At 74.1% G+C, this 19,458-nt stretch carries 12 protein-coding genes; 1 reads left to right on the top strand and 11 read right to left on the bottom strand.

Annotated elements, in window-relative coordinates:
- Positions 1-102: 102 nt before the first annotated feature.
- From BXA10_RS08795 to BXA10_RS08840, 10 genes are all read right to left on the bottom strand, one after another.
- Positions 103-591, bottom strand: coding sequence for a sigma-70 family RNA polymerase sigma factor (locus BXA10_RS08795; RefSeq protein ID WP_076469953.1), 489 nt, complete (start codon positions 589-591; stop codon positions 103-105).
- A gap of 266 nt (positions 592-857) precedes the next feature.
- The gene (locus BXA10_RS08800) at positions 858-4,226 is read right to left on the bottom strand and encodes a right-handed parallel beta-helix repeat-containing protein (protein ID WP_084752402.1); all 3,369 of its coding nucleotides are present in this window, start codon (positions 4,224-4,226) and stop codon (positions 858-860) included.
- Complete coding sequence (locus tag BXA10_RS31845; protein WP_217696742.1) at positions 4,223-7,192, bottom strand: hypothetical protein; 2,970 nt, start codon at positions 7,190-7,192, stop codon at positions 4,223-4,225. The genes BXA10_RS08800 and BXA10_RS31845 overlap by 4 nt, the downstream gene beginning before the upstream one ends.
- Before the next feature lie 57 nt (positions 7,193-7,249).
- On the bottom strand, positions 7,250-8,872 hold the full coding sequence (locus BXA10_RS08810) for a hypothetical protein (RefSeq protein ID WP_139337925.1): 1,623 nt from the start codon (positions 8,870-8,872) through the stop codon (positions 7,250-7,252).
- 58 nt (positions 8,873-8,930) lie between these two features.
- Positions 8,931-10,106, bottom strand: a complete 1,176-nt coding sequence (locus tag BXA10_RS08815) for a hypothetical protein (protein ID WP_076469593.1) — start codon at positions 10,104-10,106, stop codon at positions 8,931-8,933.
- 130 nt (positions 10,107-10,236) lie between these two features.
- Positions 10,237-11,355 carry a YeiH family protein gene (locus tag BXA10_RS08820; protein ID WP_076469596.1) on the bottom strand — a complete coding sequence of 373 codons (1,119 nt, stop codon included), beginning with the start codon at positions 11,353-11,355 and terminating at the stop codon, positions 10,237-10,239.
- A 19-nt stretch (positions 11,356-11,374) separates the two neighbouring features.
- Positions 11,375-11,932, bottom strand: a complete 558-nt coding sequence (locus tag BXA10_RS08825) for a cysteine dioxygenase family protein (RefSeq protein ID WP_076469598.1) — start codon at positions 11,930-11,932, stop codon at positions 11,375-11,377.
- A 69-nt stretch (positions 11,933-12,001) separates the two neighbouring features.
- The gene (locus BXA10_RS08830) at positions 12,002-12,922 is read right to left on the bottom strand and encodes a LysR family transcriptional regulator (protein ID WP_076469601.1); all 921 of its coding nucleotides are present in this window, start codon (positions 12,920-12,922) and stop codon (positions 12,002-12,004) included.
- Between the two features lie 105 nt (positions 12,923-13,027).
- Positions 13,028-16,774, bottom strand: a complete 3,747-nt coding sequence (locus BXA10_RS08835; RefSeq protein ID WP_076469955.1) for a S8 family serine peptidase — start codon at positions 16,772-16,774, stop codon at positions 13,028-13,030.
- 274 nt (positions 16,775-17,048) lie between these two features.
- A complete protein-coding gene (locus BXA10_RS08840) occupies positions 17,049-17,624 on the bottom strand; it encodes a TetR/AcrR family transcriptional regulator (protein ID WP_245828180.1) in 576 nt (191 codons plus the stop codon).
- 162 nt (positions 17,625-17,786) lie between these two features.
- On the opposite strand from BXA10_RS08840, the gene BXA10_RS08845 reads away from it, so the two are divergent.
- Positions 17,787-18,596 carry an alpha/beta fold hydrolase gene (locus BXA10_RS08845; RefSeq protein ID WP_139337926.1) on the top strand — a complete coding sequence of 270 codons (810 nt, stop codon included), beginning with the start codon at positions 17,787-17,789 and terminating at the stop codon, positions 18,594-18,596.
- Positions 18,597-18,626: 30 nt separating this feature from the next.
- Here the strand turns inward: BXA10_RS08845 and BXA10_RS08850 are convergent, their stop codons facing one another.
- Complete coding sequence (locus BXA10_RS08850; RefSeq protein ID WP_076469610.1) at positions 18,627-19,442, bottom strand: SDR family NAD(P)-dependent oxidoreductase; 816 nt, start codon at positions 19,440-19,442, stop codon at positions 18,627-18,629.
- Positions 19,443-19,458 lie beyond the last annotated feature (16 nt).

A 19,458-nucleotide genomic window follows, 5' to 3' on the forward strand; every position in this document is an offset into this window, starting at 1 on the left:
CCGTCTTCGTGCGGGCCAGGGCGATTCTCGAACTCGCGACCACTGTATGACGTGTGCGCCCGTCCGGGTCAGCACTCGCGCACCTGACCTCGCCACGAATCGTCAATCACCATCGGTACGGCCGATCGCGGCCCGTAATGCCCGCAATGCGTAGTGCGCGCGCGACTTCACCGTCCCCTCGGGGATGCCGAGGCGGGCCGCCGCCTCGTCCGTCGATCGGCCGCGGTAGTACAGCTCGATCAGCACGGCCCGGTGCGCGGGCGTCAGCTTCGGCAGCGCGCGGCGCACCGTCTGCACGACCACCACGTCCTCGGTCACGTCGCCGCTCGCGGGGAGCCGGGTGAGGTCGTTCAGACCCACCTCGGTGGGCCGGGCCTGACGGGCCCGCGCCGCGTCGATGGCGATCCGCCGCGCGACGATGAACAGCCACCGGCGTACCGACTCGCTGCTGTCGGGGAGGCGGTCGAGGTGCCGCCACGCCTGCAACATCGTCTCCTGGAGCAGGTCCTCCGCGAGCTGCCGCTCGCCCCAGCTCAACCGCAGCAGGAAGCGGTAGAGCGGCTCGGCGTGTTCGGCGTGCACCTCGCGCATCCGGGCCTGCGCCCGTGCCTCGTCGTCCGGCCCTCCGTCACCGCCGCCGGTGCCGGAAGGGGCCGCGCCGACGAGCTTGGCCGGCACCAACAACAAGCTGCCTCCCCGGTAACCGTCGCGCCGCGCTCCCCCACGGGATCCGTCGGTCACAAGCGGATCCACGGTGGAGCTTCGGTGAAGCATACGGCCCGGGCTGCGCCGTTCAAGCGAAACATTCACGAAATCATTACAAACGCCGGCAGGCATGACACAAGGCTGAAAAGTGTTCATGTTGCTGCGACGTCCTCGGCCAGAAGCATCCTCAGCTGTTCCACGCTCGGGTCACGCAGCGTCCGGATACGGCCGGCCTGGCGCGTGATCGCCTCGTCGAGCACCTGCCGCGCGTACCGGCCGTTACCGAACGACCGGGTCCGCGGTACCCGCTCGAAGTGTCCACGCAGGGCCGCCAACGTCTCGCCCGGGCACTCGTAACCGCTCGCCGCGGCCAGGTTCTGGAAGATGGCGACCAGGTCGTTGGCGTCGTAGTTGGTGAAGTGGATCCGGCGCGAGAACCGGGACGCCAGACCCGCGTTGGCGGCGAGGAACTCCTCGATCTCCTCCTCGTACCCGGCGGCGATGACGACCACCTCGTCGCGGTGGTCCTCCATCAGCTTGACGAGCGTGTCGATGGCCTCCCGACCGAAGTCCTGGCGGGCGTCCGGCGGCGCCAACGTGTACGCCTCGTCGATGAAGAGCACCCCGCCCCGGGCCCGGTCGAACGCCTCCCGGGTGCGCTGAGCGGTGTGTCCGATGTACTCCCCCACCAGGTCGGCCCGGGCGACCTCGACCAGCTGGCCTCCGGCGAGCACGCCCAACGCGGTCAGCAGCTCGCCGTACAGCCGGGCCACCGTGGTCTTACCCGTTCCGGGCGGCCCGGAGAAGACCAGGTGCCGGGAGACCGACGGCGCCGGCAGCCCCGCCCTGACCCGGGTCCGGATGGTCGCGAGCAGGTCGATCATGTCGGCCACCTCACGCTTCACCCCGGCCAGCCCGATCATGGCGTTCAGCCGGCCGAGCAGCCGGTCGACCTCGTCGTCGCGAGCCACCCCGGCCTGCACCCCGGTCCCCGCCGGCGCACCCAGGTCCTGCGGCAGCAGCTGCGCCAGCTCGACGCCGGACGGATCACCGGCCTGGGAGAGCCGGAACGCCTGGCGTCCGATCATCTCCTCGAACACCTTCCGGGCCACCCGGGCGTTGCCGAAGTTCGCGTCCCGGCTCATCCCGTCGAAGAGGTTGGCCAGTGCCATCCGGGTGTCGTACTCCAGGGAGTAGTGGTGCGTGCTGCAGAGCCGCTCCACGATGGTGACCAGTTCCTCCGTCGAATAGCTCTCGAACTCGACGGTCTTGGAGAACCGGGAGGCCAGGCCCGGGTTGGCGTCCAGGAACTGGCGCATCTGCGCCGAGTAGCCGGCGACGATGACCACCACCTCGTCCCGGTGGTCCTCCATCAGTTTGACCAGGGTGTCGATCGCCTCCCGGCCGAAATCGTGACCGTTGCCGCCCTCGACTGGGGCGAGCGCGTACGCCTCGTCGACGAAGAGCACACCGCCGCGCGCCTCGTTGAACTTCTCGGTGGTCTTCACCGCCGTGCCACCGATGTGCTCGGCCACCAGGTCGGCCCGGGCGACCTCGACCAGTTGACCGGACTTCAGCACGCCGAGCGCGGCGAGGATGCGCCCGTACAACCGGGCCACAGTGGTCTTGCCGGTGCCGGGAGCACCGGCGAACACCATGTGCCGGGACATCGGCGGCGCCGGCAGGCCGGCGGCAGCCCGGCGCTGGCTGATCCGGTGCAGCCCGACCAGGGTCGCGACCTCGTGCTTCACCCCGGCGAGCCCGACGAGCGCGTCCAGCTCCGCCAGCAGCGGCGTGGCCGGGTCGGCCGGGGCGGCCGGGGCGGCCGGCTGCCCGGTGTTCGCGGCCACCGCGGGGGCGGCCGGGGTCGGGTCGCCGGTGGTGGCGGGTGACGCCGGCACGGGAGCGGACGGCCTGCCGGAGGTCTCCTCCGGGCGCGACGGTTCGCCGCCCGACGACGGCCGGGACGTGCGCGAATCGTCCACGTCGACCGTGCCCGGCACAGTCAGCCGGATCGGCTCACCGCCGTTGCCGACGATGGTGGTGGTACGCACCCGCACCGGCTCCAACGTCTCGACGAGCAGCCCGTCGCCGGCGTTCTCCAGCACCTCGCAGCCGTCGAGCTGACCGGAGGAACCGGCGCCGAACTGGATTCCCGGTCCGCCGCTGCCGCGCACGCGGGTACGAGCCAACGTCAGGGTGGCCTCCTGCTGCACCAGCACGCCCGCCTGCCGGGCCGCGCCGAACTCGCAGGCGGTGACCGTGGCGGCGGCACCGGCGGCGAGCAGCAGCGCGTTGGCGCCGGCGTTGACGGTGGTCTCCAGCATCCTGAGAATCGCACCGCGACCGACCTGGACGCCGCCGCCCTGGCATTCGTCGATACGTGCTCCGCGCACCGTCGGGCCGGCGCTGTCGGCCACCCGTACGCCGTACTGGCCGCAGCCGGTGATCGTGACGTTCTCGATCGCCGGGCGTGCCCGACCCTGCACCAGCAGACCGTCCTGTCCGCCCCGGACGGTCAGCCCGCGTACGGTGCCCGCCGACTCCGCGTCGAACAGCAGCGCGACGCCACCGTCACCGGACACCCGACCGCCCTCGATCCGCGGCGCCGCCGAACCGGCCACGGCCACGGCGGCGGATCCGGTGCCACTGATCTCCCCGTCGCTGAACACTCCGGTCGCCGTCTCCAACGCGTAGAGCCCGTGGCCGGCGCTGCCGCTGACCCGGCACCGGGTGAGCACCGGGTCGGCGGTGCCGGAGAGGACCACCCCGTGGCCGCCGACGTCGCGGAACTCGCACTCCTCGAACGTGGGGATGCCACCCGCGACGAAGACGCCCGCGCCGGAGGTGTCGTGCACGGTGGTACGCACCACCCGGACGGCACCGTTCTCCTCGACAGCCACCCCCGGCCCCTCGACGGCGCTGATGTCACACGCCTCGACACTGCCCCGACCGCCCCTGGTGACGAGCACGCCCGCGCCACGCACGTCGGCCAGGGTGCAGTCGCGGAACACCGGGTCGGCGCCGCCGCTGATCACGATCGCGGCGCTCTCCACGTCGCGCAGCGTGGTCCGCACGGCCTCGCCGGCGCCGCTGCCCTCGACCAGGAAACCCGCGCCGGCCGGGTTGCTGACCCGGCAGTCACGCAACTCGAACCGCCCGCCCGGAACGTGCACCGCCACGATGCCCTGCCCGACGACGTCGCAGTCGGTGAGGTGCAGGCGGCCCTGCCCCACCTGGACCGCGGGCAGGTCGGTGCCACCACCGCGCACGGTCAACCCGCGCAGCGTCGCAGTGCCCCGGGCGGCGAAGACCGCGACACCGTCGCCGCCGTCGATGGTGACCGTGCCCGGCCCATCCTCCGCGGTCACCACGACGTCCCGCGTCAGCCGCAACTGCTCGCGGTACGTGCCCGGCTGGACGACGACTGTCGCCCCCGGCGCGGCCGCCCGGACGGCCTCCTCGATGGTCGACAGGTATCCCGGATCCGTCTGGGACACCAGCAGCATGCCGTTGCTCACGCGCTCCCACCCTTGTTCACCACGGCAGCGCCGGCGAGTTCCGCCGGCCGCTGGAAGGGGCGGCCCTCGTCGTCCAGCCCTGGGGCGAAGCCCATCGTCCGGCTCGCACCGGTACGCGGCGCCGCCCGCAGCTGGGCCAGGATCCGCTCCGAGTCGTTGCGCCCCCCGCGGCGCGGCTCGGTGCCGTACGCGGCGCCGAGATCCTGCAGCATCACCCGCACCGGCGCGCCCTCGCCGGGCTGCTCCTCGACCGCGAGCACCAGGAACCGGCTGCCCGGCTGGAAGACGGCGCCGCCCGGGCCGGTGTCGGCGGCCAGCCCGCCGAGCCGATGGGCGCTGACCGACCAGATCGCGAACTCCACCCCAGACGGCGGGACCGGGCCGGCAGCCAGGTCCACGTCGACGAAAGCCGGCTCGGCGAGCACGTCACCGGGGCGGTACGCGCGCACGTGCGCGAAGTCGGCGGGACCGGGCCGGAAGACCGGGCCGAACACCGACGGGAGCCGGCGCAGCCCGTACGTGGCCCAGCGGGCCAGCAGTTCGACCCGCTCGGCCGCCTCATCGTCGCCGCCACCGCGCAGCATCTCGTTGACGTACTCACGTCCACCGTCGCAGTAAGCGCGCACCGCGACGAGCCCGGCCGCGAGGTCGGCGACCGCGCCCGCCGCGGCCCGCAGCCCCGGCGACTCGGCCAGGGTCCGGGTGACCACCCGGGCGTGGGCGTCGTAGCGGCCGCCGACCGCCTGGCGCAGCGCCGCACGGTTCGCGACCGTCAGCTCCGGATCGGCGCTCGGAAGCCAGCGTGCTCGCGGCACGGTCGTGGCGGGACCGGCGAGCCCTCCGGACGCGTTGGCCGGAGCGTCCGCGCCGCCGTCGGCCGCGTCGCTGCCGCGGAGGCGCGCCGCGGCGGTGGAGGACCCGGACACCCCGACGGAGGTCGCGTCGGCCCTCGACGCCACCACGCCCTCGGGCAGGCCGGGGACGCTCGCAGCTGCGCCGGGAAGGCTGATCCGCACCGGAGCGACCGGCTCGGGGCGGTCCACCGCGGCGGCCGCCGGAGCGCCGGGGACCGGCCCGGCCGTGACACCCGGAGGCGCCAGCGTGACAGGTCCGGCTCCGTCGCCGGGTGCCGTCGCCGCCCGCGACGTCGGCAGTTCGGCGGGAACCGCCGGTGCGGCGCCGGGCGACATCGCGGGCGGCGCGGCGGACGACGCCGCAGCCGGATCGGCGGAGGCCGGCGCGGGTTCCGCCGGTTCCGGCGGCACGGGAACCACCGTGATCGGGGGAACCGCCGACCGGGTGTGCCAGCGCCCCGGATCGAGCAGTGCGGCGAACGATGCGTCCACCGGCTCCGGCTCGGGATCGGGTTCGATGCCCGGGTCGCCGGCGGCGTCGACACCGGCCTGGGCGTCCGGCTGCCGTCCCGGCCCGCCGGGTGCCGGCACCGGCTCGACCGCCGGGCTCGGATCGGTGTGCGAAGCGCCGGCCGCCGGAACCGGCTCGACCGCGGGCTTCAGCTCGATGCGCGACTCGCCGGCCGCCGGGTCCAGGGCGGACGGCGGAACGGTCCGCGTCGTCTCGGCGCCCGGCAGACGGTCGGCGGGCACGACGCGACGGCCGGCCGTGCCCGGCAGCGGCGGTAGCACCTGGCCGACCACCCTGATCTGGCGCGCCGGTCGCCCCTCGCCCGGTCGGCCGCGCCGGGGGCTCCAGCGGCGGAAGACGCCAGTGGTCCGCAGCAGTCCGCTGCTGGTCTGCTGCACCTCCCCGTCGGCGGCGTAGACATGGACGGCCAGCGCGTCGGCCAGGCCGCCGTAGAGCAGGTCGGCCGCCGACCCGGAGGCGGTCGCGCCCCGGGGCACGAGCACGACAGGTTGGCGCGCGTCCGGGCGGCAAGCCGCGACCAGCTTCGCGAACGCTCGCGGTGGGGTCGGACGGCCGCCGACCCGGAACCCGGTCGCGCCGACGGTGACCTCCACGACGAAGCCGGCGAGCGCCGGAGTCGGCGGGTCGCCGATTGGTTCGTCCACGAAGGACCAGCCAGCCCGGGTACGTACGCCGGGCAGGTCGGGCGGCGGGGTGGCGGCTCTGCTCCGTGCGGGTGCGGTGGGCGCGGGGCGGGGCGGCAGCCAGACGAGGGGCGGACGCTCGCGCGGCACCGCGACCACACCGTCACCCCGGGACACCAGCCACCAGGGTCCCCCGTCGGGCCACTCGCGGCGTACCGGTCGGGGTGGCGCCTCGGGCGACGCCGGTGCGGGCGACAACTCCACGCACCCGGACGCGGGTGACGAAGTCGTGGACGGCGCCGACGGCACAGCCGCGGACGCGGGCAGTGGGGGCGGCGCGGGAGGCGCGGGAGGCGCGGGAGGCGCGGGAGGCGCGGGAGGCGCGGGAGGCGCGGGAGGCGCGGGAGGCGCGGGAGGCGCGGGAGGCGCGGGAGCTGGTGACGAAGGTGCGGATGGCGCCGGAGGCGGTACGGGCTCGGCCTGTGCCGGGGCCGGCGGTGGCCAGGCGGCCGCCGGGCGGGGCGGCCCGTCGGGCGAGCACGTAACCCAGATCGAGCCGAGCGCGTCGGCCGGCAGGAGATGCCCTCCATCGGGCGCCACCACCAGCCCGACGACCGGCACGAGCACGTCCTGGCCGACCCACTCGGCCAGCTTCCGCGCCGCGGGAACCGCCTGGACCGAGGGGGCGTACGCGCCCGTCGCGACGACCCGGACCGCCCCGGCGCTGCCGCCGAGGTGCTCGATCAGCAGGTCCGGAAGGAGCTCGAAGAAGTCGGTACGGCCCGTCACCGTCGGCGCGCTCACCACCGCGGTCTGCCCGGCCTCGACGGGCAGCGCCAAAGCCAGCGCGACGAACGGTTCCCGGGCGTCCGCCTCGGTACGCAGCACCAGCACGTCACCGGCGGTCTCCACGATGACGCCGGTCGCCGACGGCGGATCGGTCCAGCCCGGGGACATGGGGCGGATCACCTCGCTTTCGACGGACGGATTGACGGAGTGGGCGGATCTCGAGGGTCAGCCCGCCTTCGCCGTTCCCGTCTGCCAGAGCGTCCGGCCGTTCTGCGAGATCGTGACGTTGCCGTCGTTCTGCAGTACGAGGATCGCCCCGTTGTGACCGTCGGTGCGCGTGCTCCAGATCGTCGCCATGCCGCGCGTGTAGAGCACCAGGTTCCCGTCCGCCTGGAAGACCAACTGGTCCGCGCCCTTGCCGGAGGTCTGCGCGCTCCACACCCGGCGCCCCTGGTCGTAGAGGACGACGTTGCCGTCGGAGGTGAGAGCGAGGGTCAGCCGGTTGGTGCGCCACGAGCCGCCGGGGCGTAGCACCGAGGTGCCGTTGACCACCCGGGTCTGCCAGTCCGGCTGCTTCGGCGGCTTGCTGGTGGTCGCCGACCGGGTGGGCGACGGCCGGGTGGTCGCACCGCTGCCCGGCCTGGTGGCGTGGGGCCGGGGACTCTGCGGTGTCCGGGTGGCGGTCGGCGTGCGGGACGGCTGCGCCGGCGGTTTGCCGGCGAGTCGCGCGTCGGCCCCGTAGTAGCCGGCGTACGTCGAGACCAGGTTCAGGTAGTCGCGTACGGCCGGGTTGTCCGGCACTCCGCCGGCTTGGCGTACCGCCTCGGGACCGGCCCGGAACGCGGCCAGCGCCGTGCGGTACGGGTCCTTGCCCACTCCGGCGAACTCGCTGACGAGGGAGCACATGGTGTGGGCGAGCGCCGGGACGGCCGCGCCCGGATCCCAGGGCGAGGCGGCGGCGGCGAAGGGCGCGTACCGGGCCCAGCGTTCCGGCGTGAACTGGGCGATGCCCTGTCCACCATCGACGCCGAGCAGGTTCGGATTGAACCCGGAGGCGGCCATCAGCTGGGCGGCCACCCGGGCGGGCGAGAGCGCGGGGCAGCGCCCACCGGCCGCGCGTACGGCCGCCAGGTAGTCCTCGGGCACCGGCCGCGCCGGGGTGTCCCGGCTGGGCGCCACTCCGACCGTTCCAATCGCCGTGGTCGGGGTGGCGATGCCGGACAGCGGCTGGCGGGCGTACCAGGCGGCGTATCCGGCGACCGTGTCGACGTACTCGCGGGCCGGGGCGGGAACGCCTCCGGCCTCGCGTACGGCCGCGATCCCCGAGTGGTACGCACCCAGCGCGAGCAGCCACGCGTCGCCCTCGATGCCGGCCTGCCGGACCTGCCCGACGAGGTCGCAGGTGAGGTGGGCGAGGGCGGTGATGTTGGCGGCGTCGTCGGTCCGGTGTGCGGCGACCGTGGGCTTCCACCGCTCCCAGGACGCGTCCGACAGTCCGGCCAGGCCACTGCCGGCGGAAGTCCGCGCGTCGGCGTCGAACCCGGACGCGGCCATCAACTGCCCGGCGAGCCGGGCCGGGGTCAGCGCCGGGCAGGAGAGCGCCGCCGCGGCGACCATCCGCGCCTCGCCGGCCGGCACCGGCAGACCGACGAGCTGCGGGGCCTGCCCTGCCGTGGCGCGGCCGAAGCCGGAACTGGCCACGACACCGGCCGCCCCGGCCAGCACGAGCAGGAGCAGTGCGGCCGTCCAGCGCCGGGCGGGGCTGCCGAACGGGCGACGGGGTACGTTGAGCCCGCGCAGCGTGTGCCGCAGCCGGGACCGGCCACCGCCACCGGAAGCCATGGACACTGTTCGATCCCCCTCAGCAAGGTGCTCGACAGTACGACGGAGATCATCCCTGGTCGGTTCAAACCGACTTCGCCGTGGCGGCCCCATCCGTGTCACCGCCGCCGACCGGCTCGTCGACGTCGTCGGGCACATCGGACTCCTCGACGGCGTCGACGCCGCCCGCGGCCGAGGCGTAGAGGACCGACAGCGCCCGGTGCAGCGCCACGGCGTCGACCTCCGGTGACCGGTACGCGTTCTGCCGGATCTCAGCGAGGAGCGCGGGATCGGGCGCCAGGCCGTAGCCGCGCAGGTAGTAGCTGACCGCGTCGCTCCAGATCCACCGCCCGTCGGTCCGGAACGCGGTCGGCACCGCCGGCTCGCGGGTTGGGTCGACCACGTCCGGGGCGAGGTCCGGGGTGATCAGCAGCGGCACCCCCTCGTCGAGGTAGCGCGCCACCTGGTCGACCTCGGGCTCGTCGAGTTCGGGGTGGTCCGGTTCGAAGCCCGGGCCGACGCCGGGCTCGAAGGTGTCGAAGACCCGCGCCACGGCCGGCCTCTCCCCCGGCTCCGCGGTCCACAGCAGCGCGGAGAAGCCGAGCGCGGTCCGCTGGTAGGCAGGAAGTCCGTCGGCGTCCACGAACGCCTCCACCTGCGGGTTGTCCTCGCCCGCCACGGCCAGCGCGTCCTGCAGCCCGGCGGCCAGTGCGGGCAGGGTCGCCTCGTGGTCGGCCTGCAGCAGGTAGACCCGCCGTGGCGGCGGCCACTGGGTGCCCATCGCCGGGAACCTCCAGGTACGCCAGAGCGCCCGGGCGGACGCGTCCGCGGCGAGCGACGGCATCGCCGCCACGGCGGCCGCGTCGATCTCGTCCAGCCCGCCCGGCCCCTCGTACGGTTGGGTCAGGTCGACGGCGTACGGCACCGCGTCGCCGTGTTCGGCGAGCACCCCCGGGCTGACCGGGGCCACGCCGTACAACGGCTGCGGGTCGGCCTCGGAGCGTTCCAGGTCGGCCAGCGCCTCGACGTCCTCGCCGGCGGCGGCGAGGGTGTCGGCCAGCAGCGCCGCCTCCGTCTCGGTCACCGCGACCCGCGCGGCGAGCGCGGCGAAGACCACCGCCTGCGCGATCTCCACGAGTTCGTCCGCGACCAGCCAGCGCCGGGCCTCGGCGATCAGCTCGTCCGGCAGCCGACCGGCCATCCGCAGCAGCAGCTGGTGGAAGGCGGCCTGTTCCTGCCGCACCTCGCCGATCTGCGTCATCAACCCTGCTCCCTCCGCGCCGTTGCGGTCGGCCCGAGCGGAGCACCCGGCCCGGCCACCCACGACGGTCGACGGTCGACGGGGCGCTTCGGTTCAATCCGGCCAGCCGGGCTTGGACGGCACCAACTGATCAGGTCGTGAGCAGCACGCCGGCGTACGACACGCCGGCGACGACCGCCCACGCGCTCACCCCGAGCGCCGCGGCGCGCCCTCCGGTGCGGGCGAGCGTGGGCAGGTGCACCGCGCTGCCGAGGCCGAACAGGGCCGCGGTGAGCAGGACCTCCTGCGCCAGGGACGCGCCGTCGAGCACGCCCGCGGGCAGCCAGCCGGTGCTGCGTACCGCGATCATGACCAGGAATCCGACGACGAACAGCGGCACCAGGGTCGGCTTCGCCGTGCGCTCGCCGCCGGCCCGCTCCGCCCGCTGGGCGCGCGCCCGCCGACGCAGTCCGATCGCCACCAGGGCGACCAGCGGGGCGAGCAGAGCCACCCGCATGAGCTTCACCAGGACGGCGTCGCCGAGGGCCGCCGGGCCAGCGGTCTGTGCGGTGGCGACGACCTGTCCCACGTCGTGCACACTCGCGCCGACCCAACGCCCGAACTCGGGGTCGGAGAGCCCCAGCGGATGCTGCAACAGCGGAAGCACGGCGATGGCGAGCGTGCCGCAGAGCGTCACCAGGGCGACCGAGGCGGCCGCGTCCTCCTCGTCGCTGCGGGTCGCCGCGCTGACCGCCCCGATCGCCGAGGCGCCACAGATCGCGTAGCCGGCGGCGATCAGCAGTGGTTGGTCACCGGGCAGCCCGATCCGGCGGCCCAGCCACCACGTGCCGGCGAACGTCGCGGCCACCACGGCGATCACCATCACCAGGCTCGGCCACCCGAGTTCGCGTACGTCCTGCACGCTCAGCTTCAACCCGAGCAGCACGATGCCCAGCCGCATGAGCCGCTTACCCGCGACGCTGAGGCCGGGGCGAGCCGCGCCGCGTACCCGGTCGCGGATGACGGGCAGGTGGGCGGCGGCGATGCCCAGCACCACGGCGGCGGTAAGCGCCGGCACGGCGGGCACCAGCCAGTGCACCGCCCAGGCGGCGGCGGCACCGAGAGCCGCGGCGATCAGGCCGGGGAGGACCTTTCGGCCCCCCGCGCGCTTCGCGGCGCCCGTACGGTCGGCGCGGGCCGCACCGCCGTGCCCCGTACGCGCCGACCCGACCGGGTCGGTTTCGTGCTCGGTAGTGCCGGTCAGCGCCATGCCGGCACCCCTGTCCCGTTCACTGCTCGTCGGTCGGATTCTCGTACACGCGACGGACACTCGACCCGAGGCGGGAGATGTCGGCGCCGTAGATGTGCAGGGAGATCGCCTTGCCGTCGCCGCCGTTCCAGACCCGGTGGATGTCCCCGGGCGGCGCGAAGCCGCACACCTCGCCCTGCCGGTTCACGACGTCCTGGGTGGCGACGAGCCGGGCGGCGAGCCCGTCGGAGACGAGGCGGTACCGCCGCTCGTGCTCCTCGCCCTGGTGGACCCCCGTGACGCACCAGGCCACGTGATCGTGGATCGAGGTTCGCTGCCCGGGCAGCCAGACGAGGGCGACGATCGAGAATCCGCCGTCACGCTCCGCATGCAGGATGTGCTGACGGTAACGCTCCGGATCACCCTCACGCTGCGCCGGGGTGAGCAGGTCGGAGGTGCCAAGGTGCGGGGCGAGCCGCTCCCCCACCAGGTACGCGGTCAGGTCTGGCGGCAAGCCGCGGTCGACCACGGCCCGAACCTCCTCGACCAGCCGGGCGAGGCGGGCGGTGGTGGTGACAGTGGCGGTCGGCGTGGTCATGACAACCAGCGTGACTGAGAGTGACCCATCACGTCCAACTACAGTTTCTTAGCGGATCCAAAGAATCTCTTATGACTCGCGCTCCGTGGGATCGGCGCGGCGTCCCGCCACCGTCGCGAGCGCCTCCAGCAGCCGGGCCGTCGCGGGAATGCGCAGGTGCTCGCGCAGGACGTACGCCGACACCTGCCGCCGCGAGGCGGGCGCCAGCGGTCGCCACCGGACCTTGTCCCGGCGGAGGAAGGAGAGGGTGAGGCCGGGCATCATCGCGACGCCGAGCCCCTGCGCGACGAGCGCCTGGACGGCGAGATTGTCGTCGGTGGTGAAGACGATGTCGGGCGTGAACCCGAGCTGGGCGCACTCGTGCACGAAGTTGGTGCGACAGCGCAGGCAGCCGGCGATCCAACGCTCCTGCGCGAGGTCGCCGAGCTGGACCGCGCGGCGCCGGGCCATCGGATGCCCGACCGGCAGCAGGACGGTGAGCTGGTCCTCCAGCAGCGGGATCTCCACCAGCTCCCCGGGCACCTCCTCGCGAAGGCCCGGGTACGTGAACGCGAGCGTCACGTCGCTCTCGCCCTGCACCACCCGTCGCAGCGAATCAGGTGGCTCGTCCTCGAGCAGCTCCACCCGGATGCCGGGGTGTTCGACGGCGAGCAGAGCCATCGCCTCGGGCACCAGGGTCGCGTTGGCGCTGGGGAACGCGCACACCCGTACCAGGCCAGTGCGCAACCGCGCGATCGCGGCCATCTGCTCCCGGGCGACCGACATGCTGCCGAGGATGGTCTGGGTGTGGCGAGCCAGTGTCTCCCCCGCCTCGGTGAGCCGCAACCGCCGCCCCACCCGGGTGAACAGCGGGGTGCCGACCTCGCGCTCAAGGGCCTTCATCTGCTGGCTGATCGCGGGCTGCGTGTAGCCGAGGGCCTGCGCCGCCGCCGAGTACGACCGCGTCCGGACCACCTCGTGGAACGTCCGGATGTGGCGCGAGTCGAACACCGTCGAATCATAGGTCGACCGCCCGCCCCCCGCCCACGCTCGGTGAGCAGCACCACCGGACCGGCCCGGGACGTCGCCGCCCCGGACCGGCCCAGGTCAGCGCGCCTACCGCAGCCCGAAGGCCCGGACGACGGTCTGGGTGACCGCGTTGCCCACCGCGTCCCGGGCGGTCACGCGGAGTGAGGCGAACCGCGCGGACTTCGGGGCGGCCAGGTCGAGCCGCCAGCCGCCGTGCTCGGCCCGCAGCCCCGTCGCCCGCCGCCAGGTGCGGCCGTCGTCGTACGACAACTCCACCTCGACGGTCCGGATCGCGCCGGCGTGCCAGGCCCGCTCAAGGTGGCTCGCCGAGACGGTCAGCCGGCTGTTACGCCCGGCGCGACCGGCGGGATCGGTCTGCACGCCGTAGTCGAGCTGGATCAGCGGAAGCTGACGCACCGACTCCGGGTCCGCGTCGGGGAACTCGACGCCCCACTCGGTCACGGTCCTGGTCGAGTACGGCGAGACGCCGTCCTGGGCCGCCTCGACGACCAGCCGCACCGGCCGGCCCGGCTCGACCGAGGCCCCGATCCCGCCACCCGGGGCCGAAGCGATCAGGTCCTCGCCCTGGTGGACGCTGGTCGTCTGGGCGACCTCGGCCCCCCAGGTCATCCCGTGGTGGCGCGGATCCGCGTCACCCCAGCTCGGCAGCCCGTACGTGGACAGCTCGGTGCCGACCAGCACCGGCGTGCCGGACAGCACCGAGCGCTGCGGCACCCGCGGCCGCGCCACCGGCGCGAACCAGCTCTGCTCCGTGCGGCGCCCGGCCGGATACGAGACCGGCTCGGAGGCCAGCACGAGCGGCGTGAGGTTGGCCATCTCGATCCACTCGTTGCCGTCCTCGGCGGAGAGCCAGTCGGTGCGCTCGCCCTGCGCCGGGAAGGGCACCGGCAGAGCGTTCAGCGCGGTCGTGGGCTCGTCCGGCGAGACGTCGGACCGCGTCCAGGTGCCCACACCCGGGGCCGGGTTGCGGAACGACACCTCGACCCGGGCGAGGTCGCCGCTGCGGGGGCGGTAGGTCAGGTTTTCCGGTACCGCGCCGGAGTGCCGGTCCACCAGGTCGTAGAGGTACGCCGGGGTGGCGTGTGCCTCGACGGTGAGGCGCACGTCGCCCCGCCGGATCCGCTTGATCAGCTCCTCACCCTGGTCGCGGCCGAGCGAGGCGACCGGCAACGGGGTCTCCGGGTCCGGCACGTCCGTCCAGGCGTCCAGCCGCCCGTACCCGTCGTTGACCACGATCATCAAGGCTGCCCCGGCCGCAGCCGCCGCATCGGCCTGCGCCAGCGCGGTGGCGGTATCGGTGTGGCGGACCACCACGACCTTCCCACCCACCCGGGCCTTGGCGACGTCGGCCGGCGTGGTGCCGGCGACGAAGACGGCGTCGAGTTCGTGCCGCCCCTCTCGGCCGGTCCCCGAGCCGCTCTGCATCCGCAGGTCGTCGTACTCCCCGCCCTTGCCCTGCACGGTGAGCGGCGGCTGGATCAGGGACCACCGGATGCCGAGGGTGAAGGAACCCTGCTCGACAGGCTCACCCGTCGGCGTGGCCCAGAGGCTGTCGTAACGGGGGTCGAGGAGGTAGCTGTCGGAGAGCCGGTACCGGTCGGGGTAGGAGCGGAAGTAGTGCACGCCGAGGCCGGCGAGGCTGGTCCGCTGCGGGGTGACGGCGGTGACCTGCCGCAGGGTACCGGCGTCCAACGTGACGGTGCGGTCGTCGTCGCCGACGACGATCTCAGGGGCGACCAGCACCGCCCGGCCCACCGAATGCGCGCCGTGCACACCAGGCACTTCGGCGTGCATGAGGATGCTGTACGTGCCGGGTCGCACCTGCAGGTCGAGCCGGCCGCTCTCGTCGACCTCGTAGAGCTGCGGCACCACGTCCCGGGTGATGTCCTTGAGCAGGACCTGCCCGGCCAGCCCGGTGCCGTCCCGGTCCTTCGTGGTGACGGTCAGCCCGACGCGCTGCCCCTTCTTGTCGAGCCCGACCAGGGTGTGCAGGCGGGGGGTGCCGGCCGGTCCGGCGCCGACCACCATGGCGTACGCGTAGCTGTCCTCGTCGGCCATCCGATCCAGGTTGGCGTGCACGGTGACGCTGCTCGTGCCGTGCGCGGGCACGGTGACCCGGTCGGCGGTGAGGGTGAAGAGGCCGGCCGGCGCGGTGGGCGCCTCGACGGTCAGGTCGAGGGTCACCGATGCGTCGCCCGTGTTGGTGTAGGTGACCTCGTGCTCGGTCTGCTGCCCGGGCTCGTAGGGCCAGTGCAACGCGGTGAAGTCGACGCCGGTGGCGAAGACGGTCGCCGAGACGGCGACGTCGACCCGGCCCGCACCTCCCCGGTAGGCGTCGTACTGCCGGGTCACCTTGCTGGTGCTCATCAGGGCGTCCTTGAGCTGCTGCCCCGTCCACTGCGGATGGGCGGCCGCGAGCAGCGCGGCCGCGCCGGCGACGTGCGGTGTCGCCATCGAGGTGCCGCTCATGGTCTGGTACGGCCCCGCACCCTCCGGCGCGTACTGCGAGCGCGCGGCGAGCACGTCGACCCCGGGCGCGGTGATGTCGGGCTTCATCGCGTTGTCGCCCCGGCGCGGCCCCCGGCTGGAGAAGACGGCGAGCCGGTCGAGGCCGTCCACGGCGCCCACGGTGAGGGCCGCGTCCGCGCTGCCCGGCGCGCCCACGGTCTGCATGTCCGGGCCGGAGTTGCCGGCCGCGATGGTGAAGAGGGCTCCGGTCTCCGCGCTGAGCTGGTTGACCGACCGGCTCAGCAGGTCGGTGCCGTCGCTGGGCGCGCCGCCGAGGCTCATGCTGATGACCCTCGCCTTCGCCTCCCGGGCGGCCCACTCCATGCCGCTGACGATCCACGAGTCCTGTCCCTCGCCGGCGTCGCTGAGTACCTTGCCGACGTGCAGCTCGACGCCGGGAGCGACCCCACGCTCCCTGCCGTCGGAGGCGGCGCCGGTGCCGGCGATCGTCGAGGCGACGTGCGTCCCGTGGCCGTTGCGGTCGGTCACCTCCTCGCCCGGTACGAAGCTTCGGGCCTCGGTGACCTGGCCGGCCAGGTCCGGGTGCTCGGCGTCGACGCCGGTGTCGAGGACGGCGACCGGTACGCCGGCGCCGGTGTTGCCGCCGGCCCACACCTGCGGCGCGCCGATCTGCGCCGTGGTGTCGGCCAGGGCGGCGCGCACCTTGCCGTCCAGCCACACCTTTGTCACGCCGCCGGCGAACCGCACCGGTCCGGCATGGGACTGCTTCGCGGCCGGGGCCCCGGAGGCCGCACCGGTGAGGAAGCTCCAGAAGCGATCCGCCTGGTGGCGGTCGGCCTCGACCGCCGCGCCCTGCACGCTGGGCAGGTCGCGGACGCGGGTCGCGCCGGTCGGCGTGGTCTTGGCCCGCGCGGTCGCGTCCGTGTAGCTGAGGATGAGCGGCAGCCGGTCGCGGTGTGCGTCGTCGTAGCCGTCCTCGATCAGCTGGGTGACGTTGAAGAGCCGCTGGTCCAGCAGCCCCGACGCGAGGTACCGGGAGATCGAGTCGGGATAGACGTAGGTGTCCTTCCCGTACGTGACGACCTGGGCGCCGACCGGTTGGCCGGCCGGCCCGCGCACGTCGGTCGTGACGCCGCCGGAAGTGGGGGTGAGCGTGACCCGGTCGCCGTTCACCAGGGTGATCCTGTGCGGCACGCCGGCGAGGGCCGGCTCGGGACCGGCCACGGAGGACCCGGCGAGGGTGCTGTTCGGCGGCGCGGCCGTCGCGGGTGTGCCGACGCCGAGGGCGAGAGCGAGGACGGCGGCGAGCGCCACCTCGCGTCGGCGGATTGGAGGGAGGTTCAAGGACGCGGCTCCGTTCGTCGGGGGCGGAACGTTGCCGAGCATGATCGCAATCGATCATCGCGCCGGGACGGTCGGGGCATCCACAGCGGACATCGGTGCAGGACGGCCCTCGGTGCGTGCCGCCGCCGTGCGGCCCGGCGGCCGGCGACGCCGCCGGTCGTCGCCCGGGTCGGCGCGGCCGCGCGAGGGCCCGGCGGCGGACGTCAGGGCGTGCGTCGAAGTCTTCAGTCGAGCTGGGCGCGCCGCAGGCCGGCCAGGGACGTCGACAAACGCCCTAGGCGCCGTCGGGGGTGAGCAGGCCGCGCAGCAGGCTGCGCAGCGCACGCTCGAAGAGGTCCGTGGCCGGCGGCGCGCTGACCGGTTCACTGAACGCGGCGAGCAGGTACGGGTACGGCGTGACGTCGAGGCCGACGAACGTGAGGGACTCGCCGGCGGTGCGTTTGCGGGCGAACAGGATCGCCACTCCGTTCATCATGCCGATCGCCTCGAACTTGGCGGCGAAGGGCGCCTCCACCGGTGCCATCACCTTCAGACAGGCGTCGAAGAAGGCCAGCGCCTCGGGGCCGATGGCGGAGGCCCGCTGGCTCAGCTCGAACAGCCACGGGTGGCGCTCGTGCACCGCCCGCTGCGCGCGAGCCATCCGCACCAACGTGTCGAGCCAGTCGCCGTCGGGCTCCGGGTACGGGCGCAACTCGGCGGCCACCCGGTCGGCCATCAGGTCCAGCAGGTCGTCCCGGGAGGACAGGTAGCGGTAGAGCGAGGCGGCTCCGGTCTCCAGCCGGGCGGCGACCGCCCGCATCGACACCGCCGCCAGCCCGCTGGCGTCCGCGATCGCGATCGCCGCCGTCACGAGTTCGTCCCGGCTGTGTGCGGGCGCCGGCCCGCGCGTTCCGCGTGCCGGTCGTCGAAAGATCGATTCTCGCTGGGTGTGGCCGGATTTCGGGGTCGCATCGTTCACTGATCTACTGTAAACTGCAAACATCGTTCGCAGTTGCGGGAAGGATGGGCGCTCATGGAACGGGTCATCGCACCTGATGGCGAGAAGATCGTGCTCCACTCGACCGGCACCGGCCCGGACGTGGTCGTCGTACACGGCGGTGGGGTGACCATCGAGCCGTACCGGAGGCTCGCGGACGCCCTCGCCGACCGCCACACCGTGCACCTCTACAACCGGCGGGGCCGGGCGGACGCACCGGCCCGGCGCGAGCCCTACTCGGTGCAGCAGGAGATCGAGGACCTGGCCGCCGTACTCGCGCACACCGGAGCGCGTACGGTCCTCGGGCACAGCTCCGGCGGCTTCATCGCGCTGCGCGCCGCACTCACGCTGCCCATCGCACGGCTCGCGCTCTACGACCCGGCCGTCGCCGTCAACGGCATCCTCAAGGGCGACTTCATCCCGGCGGCTCGGGCGGCGCTGCGCGCCGGCAAGACGGCCCGCGCGCTCGCGATCGTCGGTGCCGCGGGCAACCCGCAGTCGCCCGCGTCCCGGCTGCCGCTGGCCGTGCAGACCGTCCTCACCGGGCTGCTCCTGCGCCACCCCGTCGGGCGGCAGATGGGGGAACTGCTCGACATGACGCTCTACGAGACCGCCGAGATCGCGGCGCACGACGGCCCACCCGAGCAGTACGCGGACGTCACCGCCGAGGTGCTCTTCGCGTACGGGCAGGCGGGCCCTCCGCACTACCCGAAGCTCGCCGCGGCGCTGGCACCCGTCCTGCCGCGGATGCGGGTGCTGCCGATCCCACGCTCCGGTCACGACGGCATCAACCGGGCGCCGGCGCACCTGGTCGAGCCACTCTCCGCGTTCCTGTCCGCAGCCTGACCGGCCCGGTCCCACCGGGCCGCAGCCCGATCACGAGGCGCGGTGAAGCCAGGGCCCGAGGAGCTTCGTAGTGAGCCGGTGCAGGTCCTCCCGGAACGTCGCGTCCCGGACCTGCCCGGCCGGCTCGGCGACCTGCCGCTCGTCCAGATAGGCGCCGCTGGGGACGTCCGCTCGCAGCGCGGCGGCCACGACGTTCTCGCCGCCGCGGGACGCGGGCTCCCCGCGGACGGCGAACATCGCGTGCAACAGGGAGGTCGCCACGACACCGGGGTGGACGCTGACGATCCCCGGCCGGATGTGGGCTGCCTCCCGCACGGCGTGGGCGACGAGCGCGAGCTTCGACCGGGCGTACGCGGTGGTCGGCTCGTACCGGCGCCGCAGCTGCGGGTCGTCCAGATCGAACGTGGTCGACAGGTGCGTCGCGGACGCCACGTGCACCACCCGTCCCGTCCCGGGCACGAGCGGCAGCAGGCGCTCGGTGAGCAGGACCGCCGCCAGATAGTTGGTCTGCAGCGTCGCCTCGTACCCGTCGCTGCTGCACCGGCGCTGCGGCGCGCCGGGCCGCCCCGCGTTGTTGATCAGAACGTCGACCTGATCGGTGGTACCCGTGACGTGGTCGGCCAGGGCCACGACGTCGTCGAGGCGGTCGAAGTCGGCCGGCACGTAGACGACCTCCGCCTGGCCGGCGGAGCGCAGCCGGTCGAGCAGCGGCCGCACGGCCGAGGCCGGTTCGGGACCGTGCACGATCAGTCGTCGGGCCGACCCGGCAAGGAGCTGTGCCGCCGCCGCGCCGATCCCGCTGGTCGCCCCGGTCAGCACCACGGTCGCGGGGTTCTGGTCGGTCATCGCTTGTCGCTTCCAC

This window comes from Micromonospora avicenniae (assembly GCF_900156065.1).
Lineage (GTDB): Bacteria > Actinomycetota > Actinomycetes > Mycobacteriales > Micromonosporaceae > Micromonospora > Micromonospora avicenniae.

Coding starts and splice junctions, on each gene's coding strand:
- BXA10_RS08825 (WP_076469598.1), bottom strand. CDS start 11,932: ATGACCACGCCGACCGCCACTGTCACCACCACCGCCCGCCTCGCCCGG.
- BXA10_RS08815 (WP_076469593.1), bottom strand. CDS start 10,106: ATGACGCAGATCGGCGAGGTGCGGCAGGAACAGGCCGCCTTCCACCAG.
- BXA10_RS08795 (WP_076469953.1), bottom strand. CDS start 591: ATGCGCGAGGTGCACGCCGAACACGCCGAGCCGCTCTACCGCTTCCTG.
- BXA10_RS08845 (WP_139337926.1), top strand. CDS start 17,787: ATGGAACGGGTCATCGCACCTGATGGCGAGAAGATCGTGCTCCACTCG.
- BXA10_RS08820 (WP_076469596.1), bottom strand. CDS start 11,355: ATGGCGCTGACCGGCACTACCGAGCACGAAACCGACCCGGTCGGGTCG.
- BXA10_RS31845 (WP_217696742.1), bottom strand. CDS start 7,192: ATGTCCCCGGGCTGGACCGATCCGCCGTCGGCGACCGGCGTCATCGTG.
- BXA10_RS08850 (WP_076469610.1), bottom strand. CDS start 19,442: ATGACCGACCAGAACCCCGCGACCGTGGTGCTGACCGGGGCGACCAGC.